Source organism: Nocardioides sp. (genome assembly GCF_041913365.1).
GTDB lineage: Bacteria > Actinomycetota > Actinomycetes > Propionibacteriales > Nocardioidaceae > Nocardioides.
Genome location: NZ_JAYSFM010000002.1, coordinates 576,109 through 600,045, shown reverse-complemented (window position 1 = coordinate 600,045; position 23,937 = coordinate 576,109). Strand labels below are relative to the sequence as shown.

At 73.5% G+C, this 23,937-nt stretch carries 22 protein-coding genes; 13 read left to right on the top strand and 9 right to left on the bottom strand.

The features are described from left to right. Positions 1 to 214 precede the first annotated feature (214 nt). From benA to ACE3QY_RS07765, 6 genes are read left to right on the top strand one after another with little or no spacing between them, the layout of a single operon-like run. On the top strand, positions 215 to 1,582 hold the full coding sequence (benA, locus tag ACE3QY_RS07790; protein WP_374455440.1) for a benzoate 1,2-dioxygenase large subunit: 1,368 nt from the start codon (positions 215 to 217) through the stop codon (positions 1,580 to 1,582). Then, positions 1,579 to 2,136: a benzoate 1,2-dioxygenase small subunit gene (benB, locus tag ACE3QY_RS07785; RefSeq protein ID WP_374455439.1), complete on the top strand. Its 558-nt coding sequence runs from the start codon at positions 1,579 to 1,581 to the stop codon at positions 2,134 to 2,136. The genes benA and benB overlap by 4 nt, the downstream gene beginning before the upstream one ends. 38 nt (positions 2,137 to 2,174) lie before the next feature. Next, a complete protein-coding gene (benC, locus tag ACE3QY_RS07780; protein WP_374455438.1) occupies positions 2,175 to 4,811 on the top strand; it encodes a benzoate 1,2-dioxygenase electron transfer component BenC in 2,637 nt (878 codons plus the stop codon). 49 nt (positions 4,812 to 4,860) lie between these two features. Next, positions 4,861 to 6,225, top strand: coding sequence for an MFS transporter (locus tag ACE3QY_RS07775; protein ID WP_374455437.1), 1,365 nt, complete (start codon positions 4,861 to 4,863; stop codon positions 6,223 to 6,225). Next, a complete protein-coding gene (locus ACE3QY_RS07770) occupies positions 6,222 to 8,927 on the top strand; it encodes a LuxR C-terminal-related transcriptional regulator (RefSeq protein ID WP_374455436.1) in 2,706 nt (901 codons plus the stop codon). Before ACE3QY_RS07775 ends, ACE3QY_RS07770 begins: the two co-directional genes overlap by 4 nt. Positions 8,928 to 8,968: 41 nt before the next feature. Next, positions 8,969 to 9,562 carry a DUF6529 family protein gene (locus ACE3QY_RS07765; RefSeq protein WP_374455435.1) on the top strand — a complete coding sequence of 198 codons (594 nt, stop codon included), beginning with the start codon at positions 8,969 to 8,971 and terminating at the stop codon, positions 9,560 to 9,562. Between the two features lie 9 nt (positions 9,563 to 9,571). On the opposite strand, the gene ACE3QY_RS07760 is transcribed toward ACE3QY_RS07765, so the two are convergent. The 7 genes from ACE3QY_RS07760 to ACE3QY_RS07730 form a co-directional block, all read right to left on the bottom strand. Further along, the gene (locus ACE3QY_RS07760; protein ID WP_374455434.1) at positions 9,572 to 10,744 is read right to left on the bottom strand and encodes an endonuclease/exonuclease/phosphatase family protein; all 1,173 of its coding nucleotides are present in this window, start codon (positions 10,742 to 10,744) and stop codon (positions 9,572 to 9,574) included. A gap of 70 nt (positions 10,745 to 10,814) precedes the next feature. After that, positions 10,815 to 12,164, bottom strand: coding sequence for an MFS transporter (locus ACE3QY_RS07755; RefSeq protein ID WP_374455433.1), 1,350 nt, complete (start codon positions 12,162 to 12,164; stop codon positions 10,815 to 10,817). Between the two features lie 106 nt (positions 12,165 to 12,270). Next, positions 12,271 to 12,810 carry a nuclear transport factor 2 family protein gene (locus ACE3QY_RS07750; protein WP_374455432.1) on the bottom strand — a complete coding sequence of 180 codons (540 nt, stop codon included), beginning with the start codon at positions 12,808 to 12,810 and terminating at the stop codon, positions 12,271 to 12,273. A 1-nt stretch (position 12,811) separates the two neighbouring features. Further along, positions 12,812 to 13,453, bottom strand: coding sequence for a CoA transferase subunit B (locus ACE3QY_RS07745; protein WP_374455431.1), 642 nt, complete (start codon positions 13,451 to 13,453; stop codon positions 12,812 to 12,814). Further along, the gene (locus tag ACE3QY_RS07740; RefSeq protein WP_374455430.1) at positions 13,450 to 14,238 is read right to left on the bottom strand and encodes a CoA transferase subunit A; all 789 of its coding nucleotides are present in this window, start codon (positions 14,236 to 14,238) and stop codon (positions 13,450 to 13,452) included. The genes ACE3QY_RS07745 and ACE3QY_RS07740 overlap by 4 nt, the downstream gene beginning before the upstream one ends. Continuing rightward, the gene (gene pcaD / locus ACE3QY_RS07735; protein ID WP_374455429.1) at positions 14,235 to 15,011 is read right to left on the bottom strand and encodes a 3-oxoadipate enol-lactonase; all 777 of its coding nucleotides are present in this window, start codon (positions 15,009 to 15,011) and stop codon (positions 14,235 to 14,237) included. The genes ACE3QY_RS07740 and pcaD overlap by 4 nt, the downstream gene beginning before the upstream one ends. Beyond that, complete coding sequence (locus tag ACE3QY_RS07730) at positions 15,011 to 16,225, bottom strand: acetyl-CoA C-acetyltransferase (RefSeq protein WP_374455428.1); 1,215 nt, start codon at positions 16,223 to 16,225, stop codon at positions 15,011 to 15,013. The genes pcaD and ACE3QY_RS07730 overlap by 1 nt, the downstream gene beginning before the upstream one ends. A 96-nt stretch (positions 16,226 to 16,321) precedes the next feature. Between ACE3QY_RS07730 and ACE3QY_RS07725 the strand changes: the two genes are divergently transcribed. After that, positions 16,322 to 16,876 (top strand): N-acetyltransferase family protein, encoded by a 555-nt coding sequence (locus ACE3QY_RS07725; protein ID WP_374455427.1) that lies wholly within the window; start codon positions 16,322 to 16,324, stop codon positions 16,874 to 16,876. Here ACE3QY_RS07725 and ACE3QY_RS07720 read toward each other — a convergent pair. Together ACE3QY_RS07720 and ACE3QY_RS07715 are read right to left on the bottom strand one after the other, a co-directional pair. After that, positions 16,851 to 17,009: a hypothetical protein gene (locus tag ACE3QY_RS07720; protein ID WP_374455426.1), complete on the bottom strand. Its 159-nt coding sequence runs from the start codon at positions 17,007 to 17,009 to the stop codon at positions 16,851 to 16,853. The genes ACE3QY_RS07725 and ACE3QY_RS07720 overlap by 26 nt on opposite strands. A gap of 39 nt (positions 17,010 to 17,048) precedes the next feature. Continuing rightward, a complete protein-coding gene (locus ACE3QY_RS07715; protein ID WP_374455425.1) occupies positions 17,049 to 17,480 on the bottom strand; it encodes an adenylyltransferase/cytidyltransferase family protein in 432 nt (143 codons plus the stop codon). A 115-nt stretch (positions 17,481 to 17,595) separates the two neighbouring features. Here ACE3QY_RS07715 and ACE3QY_RS07710 point away from each other — a divergent pair, with 115 nt between their 5' ends. From ACE3QY_RS07710 to ACE3QY_RS07685, 6 genes are all read left to right on the top strand, one after another. Further along, positions 17,596 to 18,126 (top strand): hypothetical protein, encoded by a 531-nt coding sequence (locus ACE3QY_RS07710; protein ID WP_374455424.1) that lies wholly within the window; start codon positions 17,596 to 17,598, stop codon positions 18,124 to 18,126. A gap of 96 nt (positions 18,127 to 18,222) precedes the next feature. Continuing rightward, positions 18,223 to 19,107 (top strand): LysR substrate-binding domain-containing protein, encoded by an 885-nt coding sequence (locus ACE3QY_RS07705; RefSeq protein ID WP_374455423.1) that lies wholly within the window; start codon positions 18,223 to 18,225, stop codon positions 19,105 to 19,107. 89 nt (positions 19,108 to 19,196) lie between these two features. Then, a complete protein-coding gene (locus ACE3QY_RS07700; protein WP_374455422.1) occupies positions 19,197 to 20,396 on the top strand; it encodes a glycoside hydrolase family 16 protein in 1,200 nt (399 codons plus the stop codon). Positions 20,397 to 20,532: 136 nt separating this feature from the next. Continuing rightward, positions 20,533 to 21,900, top strand: coding sequence for an MBL fold metallo-hydrolase RNA specificity domain-containing protein (locus ACE3QY_RS07695; protein WP_374455421.1), 1,368 nt, complete (start codon positions 20,533 to 20,535; stop codon positions 21,898 to 21,900). Between the two features lie 122 nt (positions 21,901 to 22,022). Next, on the top strand, positions 22,023 to 22,973 hold the full coding sequence (locus ACE3QY_RS07690; protein ID WP_374455420.1) for a universal stress protein: 951 nt from the start codon (positions 22,023 to 22,025) through the stop codon (positions 22,971 to 22,973). Positions 22,974 to 22,999: 26 nt separating this feature from the next. After that, complete coding sequence (locus ACE3QY_RS07685) at positions 23,000 to 23,878, top strand: universal stress protein (protein ID WP_374455419.1); 879 nt, start codon at positions 23,000 to 23,002, stop codon at positions 23,876 to 23,878. The last annotated feature ends 59 nt before the right edge of the window (positions 23,879 to 23,937 follow it).

Here is a 23,937-nt window from a genome sequence, read left to right as displayed (position 1 = left end):
GTCCTCCTCTCGGTGACGGTCCGCGTGACGACGCTCACGTCGTCGGCGATTGATTCACGGTAGGTCTGGATATTCATCGAGGACAAGGACTTGTTTCGCGGGGATTGATACGCCAGAGCGATCAAAGGATGCCTAGGTCAGGCCTAGGCACTTGGCTCGTGTGACCACCGACACGTCGTGGAACGGTCGGGGCACCCAACCCCTGGAGGACCCCATGACCGAGACGCTCTCCCGTGTGGAGCAGGTGCTCGCCGACGCGGTCGTCGACGACCGCGAGGCCGGCGTCTACCGCGCCAACCGACGGATCTTCACCGACGAGGAGGTCTTCGAGCTCGAGATGAAGCACATCTTCGAGGGCAACTGGGTCTACCTCGCCCACGAGAGCCAGGTGCCCGAGAAGGGTGACTACTTCACGACCTACATGGGTCGCCAGCCGGTGGTGATCACCCGCGGCCAGGACGGCGAGCTCAACCTGCTCATCAACGCGTGTGCGCACCGCGGCGCGATGATCTGCCGGCGCAAGACCGACAACCGCACCACGCTGACGTGCCCCTTCCACGGCTGGACGTTCCGCAACGACGGCACCCTGCTCAAGGTCAAGGACCCCGATGGCGCCGGCTACCCCGCGACGTTCGACACCGACGGGTCGCACAACATGACGAAGGTCGCGCGGTTCGACAGCTACCGCGGCTTCCTCTTCGGCTCGCTCAACCCCGACGTGACGAGCCTCGAGGAGCACCTCGGCGACACCACGAAGGTGCTCGACATGCTGGTCGACCAGTCGCCCGACGGCCTCGAGGTGCTGCGCGGCTCGTCGACGTACACCTACGACGGCAACTGGAAGGTCCAGGCCGAGAACGGCGCCGACGGCTACCACGTCACGGCGACGCACTGGAACTACGCGGCCACCACCTCGCGCCGCAACACCGGCGACTCGGCCAACACCACCAAGACCCTCGACGCCGGCAGCTGGGGCAAGTCGGGCGGTGGCTACTGGTCCTACCCCAACGGCCACCTGTGCCTCTGGACCTGGGCCGGCAACCCCGAGGACCGGCCGCTGTGGGACCGCCTCGACCAGCTCAAGGAGACCTACGGCGAGGCCAAGGGCGAGTTCATGGTCAAGGGCAGCCGCAACCTGTGCCTCTACCCGAACGTCTACGTGATGGACCAGTTCTCCACGCAGATCCGGCACTTCCGCCCGATCTCGCCGGACCAGACCGAGGTCACCATCTACTGCATCGCGCCCAAGGGCGAGTCGAAGGAGTCTCGCGCCTGGCGGATCCGCCAGTACGAGGACTTCTTCAACGCCTCCGGCATGGCGACCCCGGACGACCTGGAGGAGTTCCGCTCCTGCCAGCTCACGTTCCAGGCCACCGCCGCCCCGTGGAACGACATGAGCCGCGGCGCCGAGCACTGGCTGTCCGGGCCCGACGAGGTCGCCTTGGCGCTCGACATGTCGGGCGTCATCTCGGCCGGGGTGAAGAACGAGGACGAGGGGCTCTACCCCGTCCAGCACGGCTACTGGCTGGAGACGATGCGGGCCGCCGTGGCCCGCGAGGCCGGGACGGAGGTCGAGGCATGAGCACCACGACCGACACGACCGCCACGACTGCCACGACCGACACGACCGACACGACCGGCAGCCGGCTGATCACCCAGAACGAGCTCGAGCAGTTCCTCTACCGCGAGGCGCGCTTCCTCGACGACCGCGAGTTCGAGAAGTGGCTGGAGTGCTACGCCGACGACTGCGAGTACTGGATGCCGGCGTGGACCGACGACGACGAGCTCGTCCAGGACCCGCAGACCGACATCTCGCTCATCTACTACCCCAACAAGGGCGGCCTCGAGGACCGGGTCTTCCGGATCCGCACCGAGCGGTCCAGCGCGACCTCGATCCCCGAGCCGCGCACCAGCCACAACATCAGCAACGTCGAGGTCATCGAGCGCCGCGGCGACGTGGTCGACGTGCGCTTCAACTGGCACACCATGTACTTCCGCTACAAGACGGTCGACCCCTACTACGGGACGTCCTTCTACACGATCGACTTCTCCGGCGAGAGCCCGCTGATCCGGCGCAAGACCGTGGTGCTGAAGAACGACTACATCCACCACGTGGTGGACGTCTACCACTTCTGAGCACGCCGACCCCCAGCCCGCTCGAGTCTGGAGCAGTCATGAGCAGCCACCAGGTCGCCCTCGCCTTCGAGGACGGCGTCACCCGCTTCATCACCTGCGCGGAGGACCAGACGGTCGCCGACGCGTCCTACCGTGCCCGCATCAACATCCCGCTGGACTGCCGTGACGGCGCGTGCGGCACGTGCAAGGCGACATGTGAGTCGGGGGAGTACGACGGCGGCACCTACATCGAGGACGCGCTGTCCGCCGACGAGGCCGCCGCCGGCATGGTGCTGCCCTGCAGCATGAAGCCCCGCTCCGACCTGGTGCTCCAGATCGCGAGCACCTCCGCGGTCGCGAAGACCCGGGCGGCGACGTACAAGGCGACGGTGACCGGACTCGAGCGGCTCTCACCGACGACGATGTCGCTCACCCTGGAGACCGAGGAGCGCGACCACCTCGCCTTCCTGCCCGGCCAGTACGTCAACATCGACGTGCCCGGCACGGGGGAGAGCCGGTCCTACTCCTTCAGCACCGCCACCGACGGTCGCTCGCTCGGCTTCCTGGTCAAGCTCACCCCGGGCGGCGTGATGTCGACGTGGCTGTCGGAGCAGGCAGCAGTCGGCGACGAGGTCAGCTTCACGGGTCCCAACGGCAGCTTCTTCCTGCGCGAGGCCGACCGCCCGCTGCTGCTCATCGCCGGCGGCACCGGGCTCGCGCCGATCCTCTCGATCCTGCGCACCATGCGGGCGGGTGGCAGCACCCGGCCGACCCACCTGGTCTACGGCGTCAGCACCGACGACGACCTCGTCGAGCTGGCCGAGCTCGAGGAGCTCGCCGCGGCGATGCCCGCCCTCACCTGGGACCACTGCGTCTCCGACCCGGCCACCACCGCCGCCCACCAGGGCTACGTCATGGGCCTCATCGAGCCCGAGCACCTCCACGGCGGAGACGTCGCTGTCTACCTCTGCGGTCCGCCGCCGATGGTCGAGGCGGTGCGCGGCCACTTCACCGAGCAGGGCGTGGAGCCGACTGGGTTCTACTACGAGAAGTTCGCGCTGTCGGGTACGGCCACGGCCGAGGCCGACGCTGAGCCGGCCGTCGAGGTCGGCGAGATCAGCGACGCCCCGGCCGAGCCCGAGCCGCAGGCCGAGGAGCCGGTGTCTGCGCCGGCGCCGGTCCGCTCGGTCTCCGAGCGCGACGACGAGCCTCTCCTCGTCGGCTCCGCCGGCCGTGCGATCGCCGGGCAGGAGCTCTTCCCGGCCCGTGAGGTCGCCGGGCTGCGCGGCGGCGTGGCGGTCGACCCGGCCGCCGTGGCCGCCACCGCACGCACCCTGGCGGGTCAACCGGCCTTCCCGTCCCGCGACGTCGCACCCCTGGTGGCGCCGGCGGCGGTCGACACCCCGCGGACCGAGGCACCCGACGGCTACGAGATCGGCGAGGAGCACCCGTCTGTGCACGCCTCCGACGCGATCTTCGAGGCGCGGATGGCGCTCGAGCTCGGTGCCCTCGACCTGGTCCTGGGTCGCATCGACTCCCGCCAGGTCGCGGGCTACCGGCTGCTCGCGGAGTCCACCGTGCCCTACGTCGACGGCGACCGCTTCGTCGACGCGGCGGCGTACACCGAGACCAACGCCGCCTTCCACGACTACCTCTTCACCCTCACCGGCAACGAGCACCTGCTCCGCGCCTACCAGGCGCTCGGCGTCAAGGGCCGGATGGAGGAGGTGCTGCGGTCGGCCACGTGGTGCCACCCGCGGTGCGCCCAGGACCACCTCGACATCGTCGACGCGATCGAGCGCGGTGACCGGGCCGGCGCCCGCGAGCTCGTCAGCGCCCACGCCGACCGGTCGAAGACCACCATGCGGCGCGCGATGGACGAGAGCCGCAGCGCCGAGCGGCCGCGCTTCACCACACCGGGCCGCTTCGCCGGCAAGGTCGTCGTCGTCACCGGAGCCGCCCAGGGCATCGGCGAGGCCGTCGCCCGCCGGATCAGCGCCGAGGACGGCCTGCTGGTGCTGGTCGACCGCTCCGACCTCGTCCACGAGCTGGCCGACGACCTCGCCGCCACCGGCCCCGGTGCGGTCGCGGTGGTCGCCGACCTCGAGGCGTACGACGGCGCGGCTTCCGTGGTCGAGCAGGCTGTGGCCCGCTTCGGCCGGGTCGACGTGCTCGTTAACAACGTCGGCGGCGCGATCAACTTCAAGCCGTTCACCGAGTTCACCGACGCCGAGATCACCGCCGAGGTGCAGCGCTCGCTGATGACGACGCTGTTCGCGTGCCGTGCCGCGCTGCCGGCGATGGTGCGCAGCGGGTCGGGCGTGATCGTCAACGTGTCGTCCGCGGCGACCCGCGGCATCCACCGGATCCCCTACTCCGCCGCCAAGGGCGGGATCAACGCGATCACCGCCTCGCTCGCCCTGGAGTACGCCGACCACGGCATCCGCGTCGTGGCCACCGCCCCCGGCGGGACCGAGGCCCCTCCGCGCCGGATCTCGCGCGGCACCCCCGCACCGCGGGACGAGCGCGAGCAGCAGTGGTTCCAGGCCCACATCGACCAGACCCTGTCGCACTCCCTGATGCACCGCTACGGCTCGCTCGACGAGCAGGCGGCGGCGATCACCTTCCTCGCCAGCGAGGAAGCCTCCTACATCACCGGCACGGTCCTCCCGGTCGCCGGCGGTGACCTGGGCTGACGTCCCCGTCCGCCCGCACCACCTCCACCTCACCTCTCGGAGCACCCTCATGCCCGAAACATCCACTGTGGCGACCCCTGAGCAGGACGCCCGCCGGCGTCGCAGCATCGCCTGGGTCGTCGTCCTCTCCGCTGCCGCGCTCGTCTTCGACGGCTACGACCTGGTCGTCTACGGCACGGTCGTGCCCGTCCTGCTGGCCGACCCGTCCCACCTCGGCACCGTCACCCCCGCCCAGGCGGGCACCCTGGGCAGCTACGCCCTCGTCGGCGTGCTGGTCGGCGCGCTGGCAGCGGGCGCCGTCGGGGACCGCATCGGTCGCCGCAAGGTGATGCTGGTCAACCTGGCCTGGTTCTCCGTCGGCATGGGCGTCACCGCCACGACCGAGTCGGTGGCGACGTTCGGCCTGTTCCGCTTCTTCACCGGCATCGGTGTCGGGGCGCTCGTGGCCACCGTGGGCGCGCTCGTCGCCGAGGTCGCGCCGCCCGGCCAGCGCAACCGCTACAACGCGATCGTCTACAGCGGCGTGCCCGCCGGCGGCGTGCTGGCGGCGCTCACCGCGATCGCGCTGGGCGACAGCATCGGCTGGCGCGGGCTCTTCTGGATCGGCGCGCTGCCGATCGTGGTGCTGCTCCCACTCGCGATCCGCTTCCTCCCCGAGTCGCCGAAGTGGCTCGTGGCCCGCGGTCGCCTCGCCGACGCGGAGGCCGTCTCCCGCCGCACCGGCATCCCGGTGCCCGCACCCGAGGCGGTCCTCGAGGACTCGACCGAGGAGAAGGTCGGCTTCCCCGCGCTCGCCAGCCGTCGTTTCGCCTTCCCCACGGCGCTGCTCGGCCTGATGAGCTTCGCCGGCCTGCTGCTCACCTACGGCCTGAACACGTGGCTGCCGCAGATCATGGGGGAGCAGGGCTACGGCAAGAACCACGCCCTGACGTTCCTCCTCGTCCTCAACCTGGCGGCCATCGGCGGCGGGCTGGTGGCGTCGTACGTCGCCGACCGGGTCGGTGCCAGGCGGGTGGTCGCCACCACCTTCGTGCTCGCCGCGCTCTCGCTGGCGGTCCTGCCGCTGTCGATGCCCGCCGCGGTCCTCTTCCTCGCGGTCGGCCTGGCCGGGGTCGGCACGATCGGCACCCAGGTGCTGGTCTACGGGCTCGTCTCCAACTACTACCCGACCAACGCCCGTGCCGCCGGCGTCGCGTGGTGCGCCGGCTTCGGCAGGCTCGGCGGGATCGTCGGCCCGATCATCGGCGGGGTGCTCGTCGGGGCGGGGGTCGGCGGCTCGACCGCCTTCCAGCTCTTCGCGGCCGTCTCGCTGGCCGGTGCGGCGGTGGCGCTGGCCGTGCCCCGTCCGGCACACGCCGAGTCACGGCGCACCGACCTCGTCCCGGGTGAGGTCAGGTCTACCGTGACTGCGTGACCGACGCCGACGCGACGCCCGTGCTCGTGGCGCGCGACGCCCAGCTCGCCGACCTGCAGCAGCGACTGCTGCGGGTCGGCGAGTCCGGTCCCGGGCTGGTCCTGGTCACCGGCGGCCCGGGCGTCGGCACCACCTCCCTCGTCCGCCGGTTTGCCGCCGACCACGTCGCCGCTGGCGGCCGGTGCCTCCGCGCGGAGGGCGTGCCGTGGGAGCAGGACGTCCGGCTCGGGGTGCTGTCCCAGCTGCTCGGCACGCCGGTCGGCCCGATGGACGCGGGCACGGCCGTGGACCGGCTCGGCGACGCCGTGGCCGCGGCCGAGGACCCGGTGCTGGTCGTGGTCGACGACGCCGGTCATGCCGACCCCGCGTCGCTCCAGGCGCTCTGGAGCGTCGTACGCCACCGCCCCGACGCCCGCCTGCTCGTCGTGCTGGCCGCGACGACGCCCGTCACGTCGGCGGAGGCGGCGTCCGTGATCGACCGGGTGTCCGAGCGGGTCGTGCTGCCGCCGCTCGACACCGGCCAGGTGCAGCAGCTGGCCGCGCTCGCCGGGGTCGACCTGCACCCGACGCTCGCCGACCGGCTCCGCCGCTTCACCTCCGGCCGTCCGGGCCCCGTGCTGGCGCTGTTGGCCGAGCAGCCGGCGGAGCGGTGGGCGGACTTCGCCCCCGTCCTGCCGGCTCCGGCGGTGGTCGCTGCCGACGTCGGACGGCGGCTGGCCGCCGCCGGCGGCCCCGCCAGGACCCTCGCCGAGGCGGTTGCCGTGCTCGGCCGCGCCCCGGTGCCGCTGGCGGCCGCGCTGGCCGGCGTGGCGGACCCGCTCGCACCGGTCGACGAGCTCCTGGCTGCCGGGCTGGTGCGGTGGGTCGAGCACCTCGGTGCCGCGCTGGTGGAGCCAGCGGACCCGATGGTCGGGGCTGCGGTGCTGGCGTCGGTGGGCCGCGTCCGGCTCGCCGAGCTGCACCGCACGGCCGCCTCCCTCGTCGACGACCCGGTGGCTCGGCTCGATCACCTCGTCAGCGCCAGTCCGATGGCCGACGCCGGGCTGGCGGACGAGCTTGAGGAGCTCGCTGCCGACCGCGCCCGGACGGGGCAGTGGGCCGCGGTCGCCCAGCTCCTCTCCAGCGCCGCCCGCATCACCGCGGAGCGGGGCGTGCGCGAGGATCGCCTCGCACGCGCCTTCGACGCGCTCGTCGCGTCGGGCGACACCCTCGGCGCGGCGGCCGCCGTCGCGGAGGTGGAGAGCCTGCGCGAGACCCCGCTGCGCAACGCCGCGCTGGGCTACCTCGCCATCGTGCGCGGGCGCTCGGCCGAGGCGGAGAGCCGGCTGGTGCGCGCCTGGGACCTGGTCAACGCTGATCGCGAACCCGACGTCGCCGCCATGATCTGCCACCGCCGGGTGCTGCACAGCCTGGCTCGCTGCCGCGGCCACGAGCTCGTGGAGTGGGCCGACCGGGCACTCGAGCTGGCCACCCCGGGCTCGCCACCGGCCGTCGAGTCGTCGGCGATCCGGGGACTCGGCGTCGCCGGCACGGGGCGCGGTGCCCAGGCTCTGGCGGACTACGCCGTCCTCGCGGAGGAGGTCGGCCACGGTGCGCAGGCCCAGCGGGTCGCGATGGGTCGTGGGTGGACGGCGCTGGCGCTCGACGAGGTGGACGTCGCCCGCGAGACCCTGGCGTCGGCCACCCCCACGGACTTCCTCAGCGGGTCCACCCGGATCTCCCTCTGGGCCCACGCGTGGCTGGCCCGGGCCCACTTCGTCAGCGGGGACTGGGACGAGGCGCTGCGCACGGCCGAGCAGGGCACCCGCCTGGCCGAGCGCACGGGGATGCGGCTCATCGAGCCACTCCTCGCGTGGACCCGCGCCCAGGTCCACGGTCTGCGCGGGGAGTGGCAGCTGGCCGACCGGGCGGTGTCCGACGCGGCCGCGGGGCCGCGGGACTACGAGATCATGCGGGTCGCCGGGGCCCTGGCGCGCGCGAGCGTGGCCGAGGCGCGGGCCGACTACGCCGGGGTGCTGCGCGCCCTCGACCCGCTCCGGCAGGCCTGGGCCGGCGGCAGCATCGACGAGCCGGGCGCCTGGCCGTGGGCCGACGTGTGCGCCAACGCCCTCGTGCTCGAGGGCCGGCACGACGAGGCGGACGCCTTCCTCCGCCCGCACGAGCAACGGGCCGCGGACCGTGGCCACCGGTCCGCGCAGGCTCGCCTGCGCTACGCCCGTGGCCGGCTGCTGGGGGCCACCGGCGACCTCGAGGCGGCACGCGCGGCGTTCCAGGAGTCCGCCGACCTGCTCGAGGACCTCCCGCTGCCCTACGACCGGGCGCGCACCCACTTCGCCTGGGGCCAGACGCTGCGCCGGGCCGGGAAGCGGCGCGAGGCCGACCCGGTGCTCCAGACGGCGCGCGACCTCTACGTCCGCCTGGGTGCGACGACGTACGTCGAGCGCTGCGACCGCGAGCTGCGGGCAGGGGGCGTGCACATCGGTCGCCCCGCGGGCGACCGGGACGTCGTGGCCCTCACCCCGCAGGAGGAGCTGGTCGCGGACCTGGTCGCGCGCGGGATGACCAACCGCGAGGTGGGCACCGAGCTGTTCGTCTCGACGAAGACCGTGCAGTACCACCTGACCCGGATCTACGCGAAGCTCGGCATCCGCTCACGCGGCGAGCTGGCCGCCGTGCGGGCCGCCCCGACCGGAGAGGGCTGACCGGGCTTCCGGACCGCGGCCGATCGGCGCATCCTGAGCGCATGGCCGACCACGTGGCAGCGCGCACCTCCCGGGGCCTCGCCGTCCCGCTCGCAGCCTTCGCCGCTGGAGCAGTGGTGGCGGTGCTCCTCGGTGTCTTCGGGCGGGTGCACGACCCGACGCTGCGCGGGACCACCGACCTGGGCTTCCGCACGGTGATCGAGATGAAGGTCGCGCTGTCCCTGGTGATCGGCGTGCTGGTCGTGCTCCAGCTGCTCAGCGCGCTGTGGATCTACGGCCGGATCGGGGGCCGGGCGCCGTCGTGGCTCGGCACGGCGCACCGGGTCTCGGGGGCGCTCGCGCTGCTCCTGGCCGTCTTCGTGGGCTACAGCTGCCTGTGGGCGCTCGGCCTCGAGGTCGGCACGCTCCACACCGGCGAGCCGGTGCCGCTGCGGGCCGTGGTCCACGGCGTCCTCGGCTGCGCGGTCTTCGGCGCGGTCGTGGTCAAGGTGGTCGCCGTGCGCGCCCGGAGGGCACCGGGCTGGTTCCTCCCGGTGGCCGGCGGGCTCCTCTTCACGCTGCTGCTGGTCGTCGTGCTGACCTCGGCGGCGTGGTACGTCGGTGCCCGGGGCTGGCCGAGCCCCGGGGGCTACTGAGGCCGGCGGTCACCGACAGCGGCGGGCCGGCACCACCAACCGGGCCACGACCCCGGCGTGGTCGGTCGGCCAGAGACCGGAGGCGGTCATCTCCGACGGGTCGTCACCGACGATCGTGGCGCGCGGCGCCTTGACGCCCTCGCCGAGCAGGACCAGGTCGATCCTGCTGGTCAGCGGGTTGTCGGGGTCCGTCAGGGTGGCACCGAGGCAGCACGTGAACCCGGGGTCGCCGGGGTGGCTCCGCGTCCACGCGTCGGTGCCGACGCCTGCCAGGAGGGCGGAGTACGCCGCCCCGGTCGGGGCCACCGAGTTGTAGTCGCCGACGTACACGATCGGCAGGTCACCGGAGGACGCGGCGATCGCGTCCTGCGCCGCGAGGAGCTCGCCGACCTGCGCGACGCGCACCTGCTCGGCGTCGACGCCGGGGATGCCGAACGCCTCGAGGTGGGAGTTCACGAAGCGGAAGGTCGCCTTGCCGACCCGGACGTCGGCCGACCCCCAGCCGCGGGCGACCGGCAGAGTGGTGCCGCCGAAGGGGAAGCTGACGATGTTCTGGTAGGTCCCGGTGCGGGCGTTGGTGGCCGTCACGTCGCTGCGGGCGATGACGACGTCGCGGTCGGCGAGCTGGACCGCGCGCGTCGGGAACGTGGCGCTCGGGCTGGCCAGGACCGGGATCGGCGGCGAGGAGAAGTTGTGCGCGGTCGCCCCGGCGACCTCGTAGTAGCCGGCGCCGCGCGCGGCCAGCGCGTCGAGCAGCAGGTCGAGGAAGTCGTAGGCCACGGTCGGGTTGCTGACCGCTCCGGTCTGCGGGTTGTAGGCGTAGGTGGTCCAGGTGGTGACCTCCTGGAGCCCGACCACGTCCGCGTCGGCCTCGATGATCTCGTCCGCGATCGCGGCCATCCGCTCGGGCGGGAGCGTCGCCTGCACCGCGCCCCACGTCCGGGTGGCGGCCCCCACGATCGCCGTGTTGTTGCCGGTGGCCAGGGCGGCCAGGATCGGGCCGAGGTCGGCGCCGAGGTAGAGGTTGCGCGTCATCACCGTCGCGCTCCGGGCCGGCGTGCCGCCGTGGCCGGCTCCCGGTGTGCCCGCCTGCGCGCTCGCGCCGGGCACCAGTGCGGTGGCCAGCGCGAGCGCCGAGGCGACGAGGGCGAGCAGGGCGTGGTGGCGGCGCGGTCCGGTCATCTTCGGACCGTCGCACCACCGCACCCGTCGGGCAAGACCCACTTTGGGGCAATCCCGCGTCGGGGTCCGCTCACCCCTCGCGTGACTCCGAGAGGCTGTCGCGGAACGTCTCGGGCGCGAGCAGCGCCGAGACGAAGGTGATGCCGGCCAGCACGACCACGTAGAGCCCGACGGGCCACGAGGCGCCGTTGGCCGAGGCGGCGAGGCTGACCGCGATCAGCGGGGCGAAGCCGCCGAAGATGATCGCGGCGAACTCGCGGCTCACGGCCGCGCCGCTGTAGCGGCTCGCGGTGCTGAACAGCTCGGACAGCACCACCCCCTGCACGCCGAACATGATGCCGACGCTGCCGCCCTGGGCGAGGGCGAGGGCGAGCATGGCCAGCGGCGGACGGCCGCTGTCGACGAGCATGAAGAACGGGAACGCGAAGGCGATGGCGTAGAGCGCGCCCACCATCAGCACCGGGCGCCGGCCGAACCGGTCGGAGGCGATGCCGGCCAGCGGCGCGGTGATCATCACGACGAGCCCGGCCACGAGGAGACCGGTCGTGCCGGTGACGCGGTCGTAGCCGTGGTCGGCCATGTAGGAGAGCGCGAAGACCTGGTAGAGGTGGCTGAAGGACAGCGGTGCGGCGACGAGGCCCATGACCAGCAGCAGGCTCCGCCACTGGGTGCGGACGAGGGTGAGCAATGGGGCCTTCGCCGGGGCGGCGTCCTCGACGACCTCCTCGAAGGCCGGGGTCTCCTCCAGGCGCAGCCGGATCCAGAGGCCGAGGGCGATCAGCAGCAGGCTGGCGAGGAACGGCAGTCGCCAGCCCCAGGTGGCGAACTGGTCGTCGCTGGTCAGGGACGTCGTCAGCAGCAGTGCACCCGACGACAGCACCAGGCCGAGGTAGACGCCCGCTGCGGAGAACGAGCCGAAGAGGCCGCGACGTCCCGGCGGCGCGTACTCGACGGCGTACACCGAGGCGCCGCTGTACTCCGCGCCCGAGCCCATGCCCTGCAGCAGGCGGAGCACGACGAGGAGCGCCGGCGCGGCCACGCCGATCATCGCGTGGGAGGGGATCAGCGCCATCGCCGTCGTGGACAGGCCCATCAGCATCAGGGTCGCGATGAGGGCCGGGCGGCGGCCGTGCTTGTCGCCGATGTGACCGAAGACCATCGCACCGATCGGGCGGGCGACGAAGCCGACGCCGAAGGTCGCCAGCGACAGCAGCAGCGAGGTCGAGTCGGAGGCGCTCGGGAAGAACACCTGCCCGAAGACCAGCGCGGCAGCAGCGCCGTAGAGGAAGTAGTCGTACCACTCGAGCGCCGAGCCGAGGAGCACCGCGGTGCAGACGCGGGTGAGGGTACGGCGGTCGGCGACCTGCTCCGCCGGCCCGGGGGCCGGCGGGGAGCTGGGGGTGGTGAGGGTGTGCGTCATGGGGGTCTCCGGATCGGGTGGGCGCGCACGAGGGCGCGCTCGGACAGCACCGGTACGTCGTCGTACCGGGCAGGACTCGTCGTGTGCGATCAGGCGTGGCGGACGGTCAGGCGTCGGCGGGGAGCCGTTCGAGGGTGCGGGGGTCGGCCGCGGCACGGGCCGGTGCCCAGCCGTAGCGGCCCGGCGCCCAGTCCTCGTCCCCGGGCACCCAGTAGAAGAACGTCACGCGACGCTCGGCGAAGCGCCACCGGCCGTCGTCACCGCGGACCATCCGGTCCTGGTAGCGCCCGGCGGCGACGTGGGCGCGACCGTCGACGACGCACGGCTGGTCGAGCCACGTCGCTCCGGTCGCTGCGTGGGCCGGTGTGCCCACGAGGTCGATGGTCTCGTTGGACGAGAAGTGCCACCAGGCCGACAGCGGGCCGTCCTGGAGGTCGGCGAAGAAGGTGCGCAGCTCGTCGTGGCCGTGCGCGGTCGAGAGCCCGACGAACGCGCCGTCGGGGGTGAAGAGGTCGACCAGGTCGTCCCAGCGGCCGTCGTCGAGGGCCTGGCAGTAGTGCGCGCGGAGCTGCCCGATGGCGTGCAGGTCCTCCAGGCGGCGCACGCGCGCGGCCAGGTCCTCCTCTCCGGTCTCGTGGGACGACATGTCAGACCCCGACCGGGACCCGGACCGGTGCGCCGGTCCGCTCGGTGATCTCCTCGACGGTGACGCCCGGCGCGAGCTCGACGAGCTCGAAGCCGTCGCCCGCGACGTCGAGGACGCCCAGGTCGGTGATCACCCGGTCGACCACGCGGCGGCCGGTGAGGGGGAGGTCGCACTCGGCGACGAGCTTGTGGCTGCCGCTGCGCGAGACGTGCTCCATCAGCACGATCACCCGGCGGGCGCCGCTGACGAGGTCCATCGCGCCGCCCATGCCCTTGACCATGGAGCCCGGCACCATCCAGTTGGCCAGGTCGCCGGCCATGGAGACCTGCATCCCGCCCAGCACGGCGGTGTCGATGTGGCTGCCGCGGATCATCGCGAAGCTCAGCGAGGAGTCGAAGAAGGACGCCCCGGGCAGCACGGTGACGGTCTGCTTGCCGGCGTTGATCAGGTCGGGGTCGACCTCGTCCTCGTAGGGGTAGGGGCCGACGCCGAGGATGCCGTTCTCGGCGTGCAGCGTGACCGTGGAGTCCGCCTCCAGGTGGGCGGGGATCATGGTCGGCAGGCCGATGCCGAGGTTGACGTACTCGCCGTCGTGCAGCTCCTGTGCGGCACGCGCGGCCATCTCGTCGCGGGTCCAGCTCATGCCGGGACCTCCTCGGTCACGGGTCGGGGGCGGGTGGTGAGCTTCTCGATGTCCTTCTCGTGCGCCTGCGCGGGCGTCAGCTCGACGACGCGCTGCACGAAGACACCGGGGAGGTGGACGTCGTCGGGGGCGATCTCGCCGATCTCGACGACCTCCTCGGCCTCGACGATGGTGAGGCGGCCGGCCATCGCGGCCGGGATGTTGAAGTTGCGGGCCGAGGCGTGGAAGACGCAGTTGCCGGCCCGGTCGACCTTGGCGGCGCGGACCAGGGCGACGTCGGTGACGATCGACTCCTCGAGCACCATGTCGACGCCGTGGAAGGTCCGCACCTCCTTGGGCTCCGAGGCGAGCGCCACGGTGCCGTCGGGGTGGTAGCGCCAGGGCAGGCCGCCCTCGGAGACCATCGTGCCGACGCCGGTCGGCGTGAAGAACGCCCCGATGCCGGCACCGCCGGCGCGCAACCGCTCGGCGAGGGTGCCCTGCGGCGTGAGCTCGACGGTCAGCTCGCCGGCGAGGTACTGCCGGCCGAACTCCTTGTTCTCACCGACGTACGACGCGATCACGCGGGTGATGCGGCGGGCCTCGAGCAGCAGGCCGAGGCCCGCGCCGTCGACGCCGCAGTTGTTGGAGACGACGGTGAGGTCGTCGGCGCCCTGGTCGAGCAGGGCGCTGATCAGGGTCCACGGGATGCCGACCAGGCCGAAGCCGCCGACGGCGAGGCTGGAGCCGGCCGCGATGTCGGCGACGGCGTGCTCGGCGCCGGGGACGACCTTGTCGATGCTCATGCCGTGGCTCCCTTCAGGTGCGCGATGATCGCGGGGGTGATGGTCTGCGGCTGCTCCGCGTTGGCGAGGTGGGCCGAATCGGGCACGACGAGCAGGCGTCCGTCCTGCACGCTGTCGGCGATCGCCTCGAGGTGCGGGGGAGGGGTGGCCGGGTCGTCGGCGCCGGCGATCGCCAGGGTCGGGGCGGTGATGGTGGGGAGGTCGTCGCGCAGGTCCATCTCGGCGATGACCTCGCAGCACGACGCGTAGCCCTCGGCGGGGGTGGCGGCGACGATGCCCTCGCACGCGGCCTTCACGTCGGGGTTCTTCTCCAGGTAGTCCGGGGTGTACCAGCGCGCGACGACGGCCTCGGCCACCGCCCGGCTGCCGCCCTCGCGCACCGTCGCGGCACGGTCGTGCCAGGCGCTCGACGGGTCGAGCCTGGCGCCGGTGCACAGCACGACGAGGCGGTCGACGCGCTCGGGGTCGCGGGCAGCCAGCCGCATGCCGGTCATGCCGCCGAGCGAGAGGCCGACGAAGTGCGCCTTCTCCACGCCGAGGCGGTCGAGCAGTGCGACGACGTCGTCGGCGAGGTCGTCGATGTCGTAGGGGCCCGGCGGCACGGGCGAGCCGCCGTGGCCGCGGGTGTCGTAGCGCACGACGCGGAAGTGCTCGGCCAGCTCGTCGACCTGGGCGTCCCACATGGACGTCGTGGAGCCGAGCGAGTTGGAGAGCACGACGACGGGCGCGTCCTCGCGGCCGGTGACGACGTGGTGGACCTCGACGGCGCCCATCAGGAAACCCGCTCGAAGATCGCGGCGAGGCCCTGGCCACCGCCGATGCACATCGTCTCGAGCGCGTAGCGCGACTCGCGACGGTGCAGCTCGTGGGCCATGGTGGCGAGGATGCGGGCGCCGGTGGCGCCGACCGGGTGGCCGAGCGAGATGCCGGAGCCGTTGGGGTTGAGCCGCTCGTCGGTCGGGTCGACCTTCCACTCGCGCAGGCACGCCAGCACCTGGGCGGCGAAGGCCTCGTTGAGCTCGATCAGGTCGATCTCGTCGAGCGTGAGCCCGGCGCGGTCGAGCGCGGCGGCGGTCGCGGGGACCGGGCCGATGCCCATCACCTCGGGGCCGACGCCGGCGACGGCCCACGACCTCAGCGCGAGCAGCGGACGGAGCCCGCGGCGCTCGGCCTCCTCGCGGGTGGTGACCACGCACATCGCGGCGCCGTCGTTCTGGCCGCTGGCGTTGCCGGCGGTGACGGTGGACGCGGCGTCGATCTTCTCGCGCACGGGCCGGAGGCCGGCGAGCTGCTCGAGGGTGGTCTCGGGGCGGGGGTGCTCGTCGCGGTCCACCACGACGTCGGGCTTGCCGCGGCGGCCCGGGACGGTGACCGGCACGAGCTCGTCGGCGAAGCGACCGGCCGCGTGCGCGGCGCCGGCCCGCTGCTGGGAGCGGACGGAGAGCTCGTCCTGCTCCTCGCGCGAGATGTCGTACTCCCTGCGGAGGTTCTCGGCGGTCTCGAGCATGCCGCCGGGGACCGGGTGGTCCTTCCCACCGGCGGTCTCGCGGGCGCGGACCAGGCGGTCCATCAGCTCCACGGAGCCGCCCTTGACGCCGGTGCGCAGGCCGAGCGCGTAGTGCTCGACGTTGGACATCGACTCGGCGCCGCCGGCGACGATGAGGGTGCCGCCGCCGCTGGCGATCTGCGAGGCGGCGTAGAGCACCGCCTGCAGGCCCGAGCCGCAGCGTCGGTCGAGCTGGAGGCCGGGGACGCCGGTGCCCAGGCCGGCGTCGAGCGCGGCGATGCGGCCGATGGCCGGGTTCTCGCCGCTGGGGTAGCAGTTGCCGAGGATCACGTCGTCGACGTCGCCCTCCTGCAGGCCGGTCCGGCGGACCAGCTCGGCGAGGGTGGTCGACGCGAGGTCGACGGCGGACAGCGAGGCGAAGGCGCCGCCGTAGCGTCCCACCGGGGTGCGCACGGGCTCACAGATGACGATGTCGGGCATGGATCGAACCTAATCGTGACGTTCGATACAGTGAAGTATCCGTTTGGCTGCGACTGAGACGTGGAGCGTCCTAAAGGTGGCGGAAGGGTGGCGACGATGGAGGTCCGCGCCGCACGGCCGGAGGACGCCCCGGCGCTGGGCCGGGTGATGGTCGGGGCCTGGCTGTCGGCCCACCACGGGCAGATGCCCGAGGCGGCGTGGCAGAAGCGGGTCGAGGAGTGGACGCCCGAGGTGTCGGCCCAGGGATGGGCGCGAATGCTGTCCTCGATGGCGGCAGGTGACCAGCTGCGGACGGTCCTGCTCGTCGCCGAGGAGGAGCCCAGTGATCCCGTGGGGCTCGTCCTGGCCACGGAGGACGAGGGCGACGTCTCCGGAGCCACCGCGCAGGTGAACGCGCTCTACGTCCTCCCGACCGACCAGGGGCGCGGCACCGGACGCCTGCTCCTGCGTACCGCGGCGGCGGAGCTCCGACGACGGGGCTTCTCCCGCCTCCACGTCGGGGTGCTCACCGCCAACCTGCCGGCACGCGGGTTCTACGAGGCGATGGGTGGCCACGAGGTCGCCCAGCGGACCTTCGACGAGGAGGGCGTGGCGCTGCCGGAGACCGTCTACGGGTGGTCCGACCTCACCCTGCTTGCCCCGGAGGCGTGAGCCCGGCGTCCTCCGCGAGGTCGAGGCGCGGCAGGGTCGGCCAGCGCTCGCTCGCCCAGTGGTGCGGCGCCAGCGTCGTCTTGCCCGCACCCGGCAGGCCGACCGTCAGGTGGAGCACCGGCTGCGACGTCACGGACCGATCGTGGCACGGACAGGCGACGACCGTCGCCGATCAGTCGTCCGCCGCCGCGCGCACCCGGCGGATGACCTCGGTGGTCGACAGCCCGCTGGCGCGGGGCACGGCGACGTAGCGCCCGTCGGCCACGGCGGGTCCGTAGATCGAGGCGGCTCCCTCCGGCGACAGGTCGTCCCCGTGCGCGACCGTGGTGATCGCGTGCACGTCGAGGAACTCCCGGGTCACCTCGAAGGGTGCGTCAGGCACCACCTCGTCGACCCAGCGGCACGCCTCGATCACCGCGACCCGCTCGGCGAGGGTCATGATCGGGCGCCGCTTGTACGCCGCTGCCGTCTCGTCGGAGAGCACGCCGACGACCAACCGGTCGCCGTGGCGCCGCGCTTCCCGCAGCAGGGCGACATGGCCGGCGTGGAACAGGTCGCCCACCATGTCGACGTACACCCGGGTGCCGTCGGTCTCCTCGTCCATGCCACGTCCTCTCGCCCGGTGGGCTCGTGCCATCTCGGTGCCAGCGAACGTACCGCCGACCCTTGCGGCGGGTGGGACGCGGCGCGACCATGGAGGCCCGGGGGAGGGAGCCCGCATGGACATGCTCAGAGGGGCTGCGCGCGCGGTGGTCGCCTGCGCGGTCGGCGCGGTGCTGGTGGTGCCGGGGACGGCCCACGCGGGCACGGGGGTGTTCGACGACCCGGTCGGAGACTCGACCGGGGTGGACATCTCGCGCGTGCGGGTCGTCCACGCCAACGCGGTGAAGGTCAGCGTCCGGTCGGTCGTCCCGCTGGCGGCGGGACAGGTCTACACGTTCTGGGTCGACACCGGCCGCGGGCCGCGACCGACCTATGCCGTGAAGTTCCGGGCGAACTCGGACTTCGGCGGCCAGCTCGCGGTCGTCGAGTCCTTCGGCCAGCGGCCGTCGCGCTTCGTGAAGTGCCCGGGCATGCGGGCCCACGCCGACATGTTCGACGACGAGCCGGTGTCGGTCCGGATCCCGAGGGCGTGCCTGGGGAACCCCAAGCGGGTCCGGGTCGCGGTGAAGTTCACGGACGAGACCACGGGGTCGACCGACTGGGCGCCGGAGCGTCGCACCTTCGGTCCGTGGGTCCTTGGCGGCTGAGGCACGAGCGCAGGGATCACTGGAGCCGGGCAGCACCGTCGGCGATACGCAGCGACGTCCGCACGCACCCGACTGGAACCCTGCAAGTATGAGTGGATGGAACTGCGCCACCTCCGCTACTTCGTCGCCGTCGCCGAGCAGCGGCACTTCGGCCGGGCCGCGGAGCGCCTCCACATGGCGCAGCCGCCGCTCTCCCAGCAGATCCGCCAGCTCGAGGCCGAGCTCGGCGTCACCCTGCTCACCCGCACCACCCGGCGGGTCGACCTGACGCCCGCGGGTGCTGCGTACCTCGAGCACGCCCGCGAGATCCTCGCCGCCGTCGACGAGGCCGGCGCCGTCGCGACCCGGATCGCGGCTGGGCGGACCGGGCGACTGACGGTGGGCTGCGTCGGGTCGGCGACGTACTCGCTCCTGCCGGCCCTGGCGAAGCGGATGCGCAGCGAGCTGCCGGACGTCGACTTCGGCTTCCGCGGGGAGATGCTCTCGCCCGACCAGGCGGCCGCCCTGCACGACGGTTCGCTCGACCTCGCCCTGCTGCGCCGGCTGCCCGACACGTCGGGCCTCACCCTCACCGACGTACGCCACGAGCGGCTGATCGTCGCGCTCCCGCAGGAGCACCGATACGCCGACCGCAAGCGGCTGCGGGTCGCGGACCTCGCCGGCGAGGGGCTGATCATCCACGCCGGCAACGGCCGGTCGGTGATGCACACGCTGGTCCACGACCTCTTCGCCGAGGCGGACCTCGAGCTCCAGGTCGTGCACCAGGTCGCGGAGACCTCCACCCTCGTCACGTTCGTCGCGGCCGGGCTCGGCATCGCGGTGGTCCCTGAGCCGACCTCGGCCCTCAACGTGCCCGGCGTCGTCTACGTCCCGCTCGTCGGCACGCCAGGGGTGGACCTCGTCGTGGCCACGCGTGAGGGCGACGCCAACCCGGTGCTCGCGCGGGCGCTCGCCCGGCTGGCGGAGATCGCCGGCTCCTGACGGGCGCCGCCCGGACCTCCCGACAACCAGAACGGTCCCGGCTGCGTCCCACCGGCGTCAGCACGACCCGCCGAACCGAAGGTCCGCACATGCCCGCCCGACGCCTCCTCGTGAGCACCCTCGCCCTGCTCGTCCCCACCACGCTGCTCACGTGGTCGGCACCCGTCGCGACCGCCGACGACGGGGAGGTCGTCGCACCGCACGTCTCGGTCCGCGTCGTCGGCGGCCAGCGGATCCGGCTGGAGGCGCTGCCGCAGGTGGTGCAGTTCGGCGGGCAGGTCGCCGACCCCGACCACGCGTCCGCCGCGATCACCGCCACGATCCGCCCGGTGCGGGTCGGACGCCGGGTGCAGCTGCAGGTGCGCGAGGGCGACGTGTGGCGGCAGGTGGGCACGCGCCGGCAGGACGCGCGGGGTCGCGCCGAGTTCGCCGCGACCGCCGCGGTCGACGGCGAGGCGCTGGCGTACCGGGTGAAGGCGATGGCGTTCCGCGGCCTGCGGTCGCGGACCAGCGCCCCGGTCAGCACCGCACGCTGGTTGGAGGCCACCTGGACCGACGAGTTCTCCGGCACCGAGCTGGCCCGGCAGTGGAGCAGCCGCAGCCCCGAGCACGGGCAGTCCAACCGGCGCTCGTGCTCGCGGGGCGACCGGCGGGCCGTCAGCGTCGGCGGGGGTGCGGTGCGGCTCAGCGTGCTGGTGGACCCGGACGCCACGACCCGGTGCCGGATCCGGGGGCGCGACGCCGTCCCGGGCCGGTTCGCCTACCGGCTCAACGGGCACGTCGGGACCCAGGGCGAGTTCTCGTTCCGCTACGGCGTCGCGGCTGCGCGGGTGAAGTTCCATCGCCTCCGCGGCCAGCACGGCGCCTTCTGGCTGCAGCCGACCGGTGGGATGTACCCCGGCGCCCTCGGCAGCGAGATTGACGTCGTGGAGTACTTCGGCGACCACCACCCGCAGGGCGGGCTGGCCACCTTCATGCACCGCTACGACGGCCGGCGCCGGGTCTCCACCGGCGGCTGGATCAGCAACTCCGCGTCGTACCTCCGGAGCCGACGCGACGGCTGGTCGAGGAACTACCACGTGTTCTCGGTGGAGTGGACCCCGCGGCGGCTCGTCTACCGCATCGACGGCAGGGAGACCGCCCGGATGACGCGCGGCGTCTCGGCCGAGCGCCAGTTCCCGATCCTGAGCCTGATCGCGTCCGACTACGAGATCCCGAAGATCCGGGAGCGGCAGCTGCCCCAGCACATGTACGTCGACTGGATCCGGGTCTGGGAGACCGGGACCTAGGGCCCGCCCGGGGGCAGCACGTCGGCCCTGCCGCCCGGGTGCCGGCCCGCGCCACGCTGGAGGCAGTCGAGCGGGAGGTGCCGGCATGATCCCCGGTGGTGCATCAGGACGCAGGCGGCACGCCCCGCAACCGGCGATGACGTTCCTGGGGGCGGTCGGCACGGTGACCGGCAGCCGCTTCCTGCTGGAAGGACCGGAGAGCCGCGTCCTGGTCGACGCCGGGCTCTACCAGGGCCTCGCCGTCCACCGGCGGCGCAACTGGGACCCGTTCCCGGGTGACCCGGCCGGCCTCGACCACGTGGTCCTCACGCACGCCCACCTCGACCACGTCGGCTACCTGCCGCGGCTGGTGAAGGACGGCTACCGCGGGCCGGTGACCTGCACCCGCGAGACGGCGGAGCTGGCCGCGATCGTGCTGCGCGACAGCGCGCACCTGCAGGAGGAGGACGCGCGCTACGCCAACGCCGAGGGCTTCTCCAAGCACGACCCGGCGCTCCCGCTGTACGACAGCCGCGACGTCGAGCGCGCCCTCCGGCTCCTCGAGCCGGTGGACTACGGCGTCCCGGTGCGGACGGCCGGCGGCGCGGTCGTCACCCTCCGGTCCGCCGGCCACATCCTGGGGTCGGCGACCGTCGAGGTGGCGATGGGCAGCCACCACGTGGCCTTCAGCGGCGACCTCGGGCGTGGGCACCATCCGCTGCTGCGGCCCCCGGCCGACCCGCCCGGCGCCGACACCCTCGTGGTCGAGTCGACGTACGGCGACCGCACCCACCCGGCACCCGACCCGCAGGTGCTCGCCGACGCGATCACCCGCACCGTGGAGCGCGGCGGCACCGTGCTCGTCCCCGCCTTCGCGGTCGACCGGACGGAGCTGGTGCTGCTGGAGATCCGGCGGCTCGTGGAGCACGGCCTGGTCCCGGACGTCCCGGTGCACGTCGACAGCCCGATGGCGCTGGCGAGCCTGGACGTCTACCGCAGCGCGGCCGCCCGCGGAGGCGCCCAGTTCCGCGACGGCGCGCGCCGCCTGATGGCCGACCTCGACGTCCGCAACGTCCACGCGGTGCACGACGTGGCCGGGTCCGAGCGGCTCAACAACCCCGACCACCCCTGCATCGTCATCTCGGCCTCCGGCATGGCCAGCGGCGGGCGCGTCGTGCACCACCTGGCACATCAGCTGCCCGACCGCCGCAACTGCGTGGTCCTCACCGGCTACCAGGCCGAGGGCACCCGCGGCCGCCTGCTCGCCGACGGGGCGCGCCAGGTGAAGATCCACGGCCGCTACGTCCCGGTGCGGGCCGAGGTCGTCGACGTGCCGGACTTCTCCGTCCACTCCGACGCCGACGAGACGCTGCAGTGGCTGAGCCGGGCGCCCCGGGCGCCGAGGACCGTCTACGTGGTGCACGGGGAGCCCCGGTCGGCCGAGGCGCTGGCCGCCCGGATCGCGGCCGAGCTGGGCTGGACGGCAGTGGTGCCGTCGTACGGCGAGCGGGTGCTGCTCGACTGACGCCGCCCCGGCGGCGCGGGTGAGGGCACTTGGTCCCGGACGCCGGGTCCCTCCGGCCCTGCCCTGCCGCGCGGCGCCGGAAGAGGCTGGAGGTGGGGAGAGGACCAGCAGGAGGTCAGGAGATGTCCAGCAACGCACGACCCGCCCGCCGGACCCAGGACGTCCTCGTGGGCGTCGACGGCTCGCCCGCCAGCGCCAACGCCATCCGCTACGCGAGGGCCGAGGCGGCCCGCAGCGGCGGAGCCGTCGACGTGGTCCACGTCGTCCCCGACGTGGCGCCGATGAACGGCTTCTACCCGGTGCCGCCCGACGAGCTGATGGAGGCCGGGGCGGCGGCGCTCGACGCCTCGCTCGAGCAGGTCGATCGGGACGACGACGTGCCGGTCCGCGCGCACGTGCGTCGCGGGCACGTCGTCGGGACCCTCACCGAGCTCGGGCGCCGGGCGCGCGTGATCGTGGTCGGCAGCGACCGCCGCCCCGTCTCGATGCGCCTGCTCACCGGCAACGTCTCCACCGGCCTGTCGGCCAGGGCGGCGGTCCCGGTCGTCTCGGTCCCGGACACCTGGTCGGCCGACCGCGCCACCGGGGTCGTGCTGGTGGGGGTCAAGCACCCCGACCACGCCGAGGCGCTGCTGGCCGAGGCGTTCGAGGTCGCCCGCGAGCGCGGCAGCCGGCTCGCGGTGCTGCACGCGTGGCGCCTCCCCATCGCCTACGACGACCTGCTCGCCGGCGACCCCGGCACGCTGAAGGACTGGGCCGTCCGCGCCGAGCGCGAGCTCGAGGAGGTCATCGCCCCGTGGCGGGCTAGCCACCCCGACGTGGAGGTCGACGTGCGCTGCGTGCACGACCAGGCCGCGCACGCCCTCGTCGTCGCGTCGGAGGACGCGGACGAGCTCGTCGTCGTTCGCCGGAGCCACGGCGTGCCGGCGGCCGCCCACCTCGGCTCGACCGCCCGCGCCGTCCTGCTCTACGCCCACTGCCCGGTCCGCGTGGTGCCCGCGGTCCACGTGCCGATGGTGCTCGACCTCGACCTCGAGGCCGCCGGAGCCCCGCTCGAGAGGGCGAGCTCGTGATCGTCACCCGTGCGAAGGAGGAGACCATGAACACCCAGCCGGAGACCACCACCCCGCGCATCGTCGTCGGTGTCACCGGACCCGGACGCGAGCAGGCCGCGCTGCGCTACGCGGCCGAGTGCGCGCGACGCGACGACGCGGAGGTCGTGCTCGTGCACGCCGTCCACCCGCCCTACCCGGCACCGCCGCCGAGCGTGCTGCTGACCCTCGACGCCGCCGCCGACGTCGGCCCCTGGGTGACCCAGGAGGTCGGCCGCGAGTTCAAGGAGCTCACCGCGGGCGCGGTGGCGTACCGCACCACCTGGCGCGAAGGACCGCCCGCACGCGTGCTCGCCGAGCTGAGCCACGACGCGCGTCTCGTCGTGGTCCAGCACCGGCACCGCGGGCTCGGCAGGCTCTTCACCGGGTCGACGGCGAACGGCCTCGCCAGCCACGCGGCGTGCCCCGTGGTGTCCGTGCCCGCGGACTGGGAGCCCGGCTCGGCCCCTCGCGAGGTCGTCGTCGGCGTGCACGAGGAGGGCGGTCCGCGCGAGGTCCTCGAGACCGCGTTCGCCTGGGCTGCCGACACCGGTGCCACGCTGCGGGTCGTCCACGCCTGGCGCCTCGACGCCGTCTACGACGACATCATCACCCGGCGCGTCACCGCCCAGTGGCGCGACGAGGAGAAGCGGCTGCTCGCCGACGCCGTCGCGGGCCCGGCCGAGCGCCACCCCGACGTCCGCGTCGAGCTGGAGGTCCGCCACCAGTGGCCGAGCGACGTGCTGGTCGACGACTCGCAGGCGGCCGCGCTCGTGGTCGTGGGCCGGCACGGGTCACGACCGTGGGAGCCGCACCACCTCGGGTCGATCGCCCGCACGGTGCTGCGCGAAGCCAGGTCGCCGGTGATGGTGGTGCCGGTCGGCTGAGCCACTGACCTGCGCGGATTCCGCCCAGTGGAACCGTCTCGGGCGAGGGTGAGGGTCGC

What these genes read in the sequence shown, in the direction of transcription:
- benA (WP_374455440.1), top strand. Translation starts at nt 215, where the DNA reads ATGACCGAGACGCTCTCCCGTGTGGAGCAGGTGCTCGCCGACGCGGTC.
- benB (WP_374455439.1), top strand. Translation starts at nt 1,579, where the DNA reads ATGAGCACCACGACCGACACGACCGCCACGACTGCCACGACCGACACG.
- benC (WP_374455438.1), top strand. Translation starts at nt 2,175, where the DNA reads ATGAGCAGCCACCAGGTCGCCCTCGCCTTCGAGGACGGCGTCACCCGC.
- ACE3QY_RS07775 (WP_374455437.1), top strand. Translation starts at nt 4,861, where the DNA reads ATGCCCGAAACATCCACTGTGGCGACCCCTGAGCAGGACGCCCGCCGG.
- ACE3QY_RS07765 (WP_374455435.1), top strand. Translation starts at nt 8,969, where the DNA reads ATGGCCGACCACGTGGCAGCGCGCACCTCCCGGGGCCTCGCCGTCCCG.
- ACE3QY_RS07760 (WP_374455434.1), bottom strand. Translation starts at nt 10,744, where the DNA reads ATGACCGGACCGCGCCGCCACCACGCCCTGCTCGCCCTCGTCGCCTCG.
- ACE3QY_RS07755 (WP_374455433.1), bottom strand. Translation starts at nt 12,164, where the DNA reads ATGACGCACACCCTCACCACCCCCAGCTCCCCGCCGGCCCCCGGGCCG.
- ACE3QY_RS07750 (WP_374455432.1), bottom strand. Translation starts at nt 12,810, where the DNA reads ATGTCGTCCCACGAGACCGGAGAGGAGGACCTGGCCGCGCGCGTGCGC.
- ACE3QY_RS07745 (WP_374455431.1), bottom strand. Translation starts at nt 13,453, where the DNA reads ATGAGCTGGACCCGCGACGAGATGGCCGCGCGTGCCGCACAGGAGCTG.
- ACE3QY_RS07740 (WP_374455430.1), bottom strand. Translation starts at nt 14,238, where the DNA reads ATGAGCATCGACAAGGTCGTCCCCGGCGCCGAGCACGCCGTCGCCGAC.
- pcaD (WP_374455429.1), bottom strand. Translation starts at nt 15,011, where the DNA reads ATGGGCGCCGTCGAGGTCCACCACGTCGTCACCGGCCGCGAGGACGCG.
- ACE3QY_RS07730 (WP_374455428.1), bottom strand. Translation starts at nt 16,225, where the DNA reads ATGCCCGACATCGTCATCTGTGAGCCCGTGCGCACCCCGGTGGGACGC.
- ACE3QY_RS07725 (WP_374455427.1), top strand. Translation starts at nt 16,322, where the DNA reads ATGGAGGTCCGCGCCGCACGGCCGGAGGACGCCCCGGCGCTGGGCCGG.
- ACE3QY_RS07715 (WP_374455425.1), bottom strand. Translation starts at nt 17,480, where the DNA reads ATGGACGAGGAGACCGACGGCACCCGGGTGTACGTCGACATGGTGGGC.
- ACE3QY_RS07710 (WP_374455424.1), top strand. Translation starts at nt 17,596, where the DNA reads ATGGACATGCTCAGAGGGGCTGCGCGCGCGGTGGTCGCCTGCGCGGTC.
- ACE3QY_RS07705 (WP_374455423.1), top strand. Translation starts at nt 18,223, where the DNA reads ATGGAACTGCGCCACCTCCGCTACTTCGTCGCCGTCGCCGAGCAGCGG.
- ACE3QY_RS07700 (WP_374455422.1), top strand. Translation starts at nt 19,197, where the DNA reads ATGCCCGCCCGACGCCTCCTCGTGAGCACCCTCGCCCTGCTCGTCCCC.
- ACE3QY_RS07695 (WP_374455421.1), top strand. Translation starts at nt 20,533, where the DNA reads ATGACGTTCCTGGGGGCGGTCGGCACGGTGACCGGCAGCCGCTTCCTG.
- ACE3QY_RS07690 (WP_374455420.1), top strand. Translation starts at nt 22,023, where the DNA reads ATGTCCAGCAACGCACGACCCGCCCGCCGGACCCAGGACGTCCTCGTG.
- ACE3QY_RS07685 (WP_374455419.1), top strand. Translation starts at nt 23,000, where the DNA reads ATGAACACCCAGCCGGAGACCACCACCCCGCGCATCGTCGTCGGTGTC.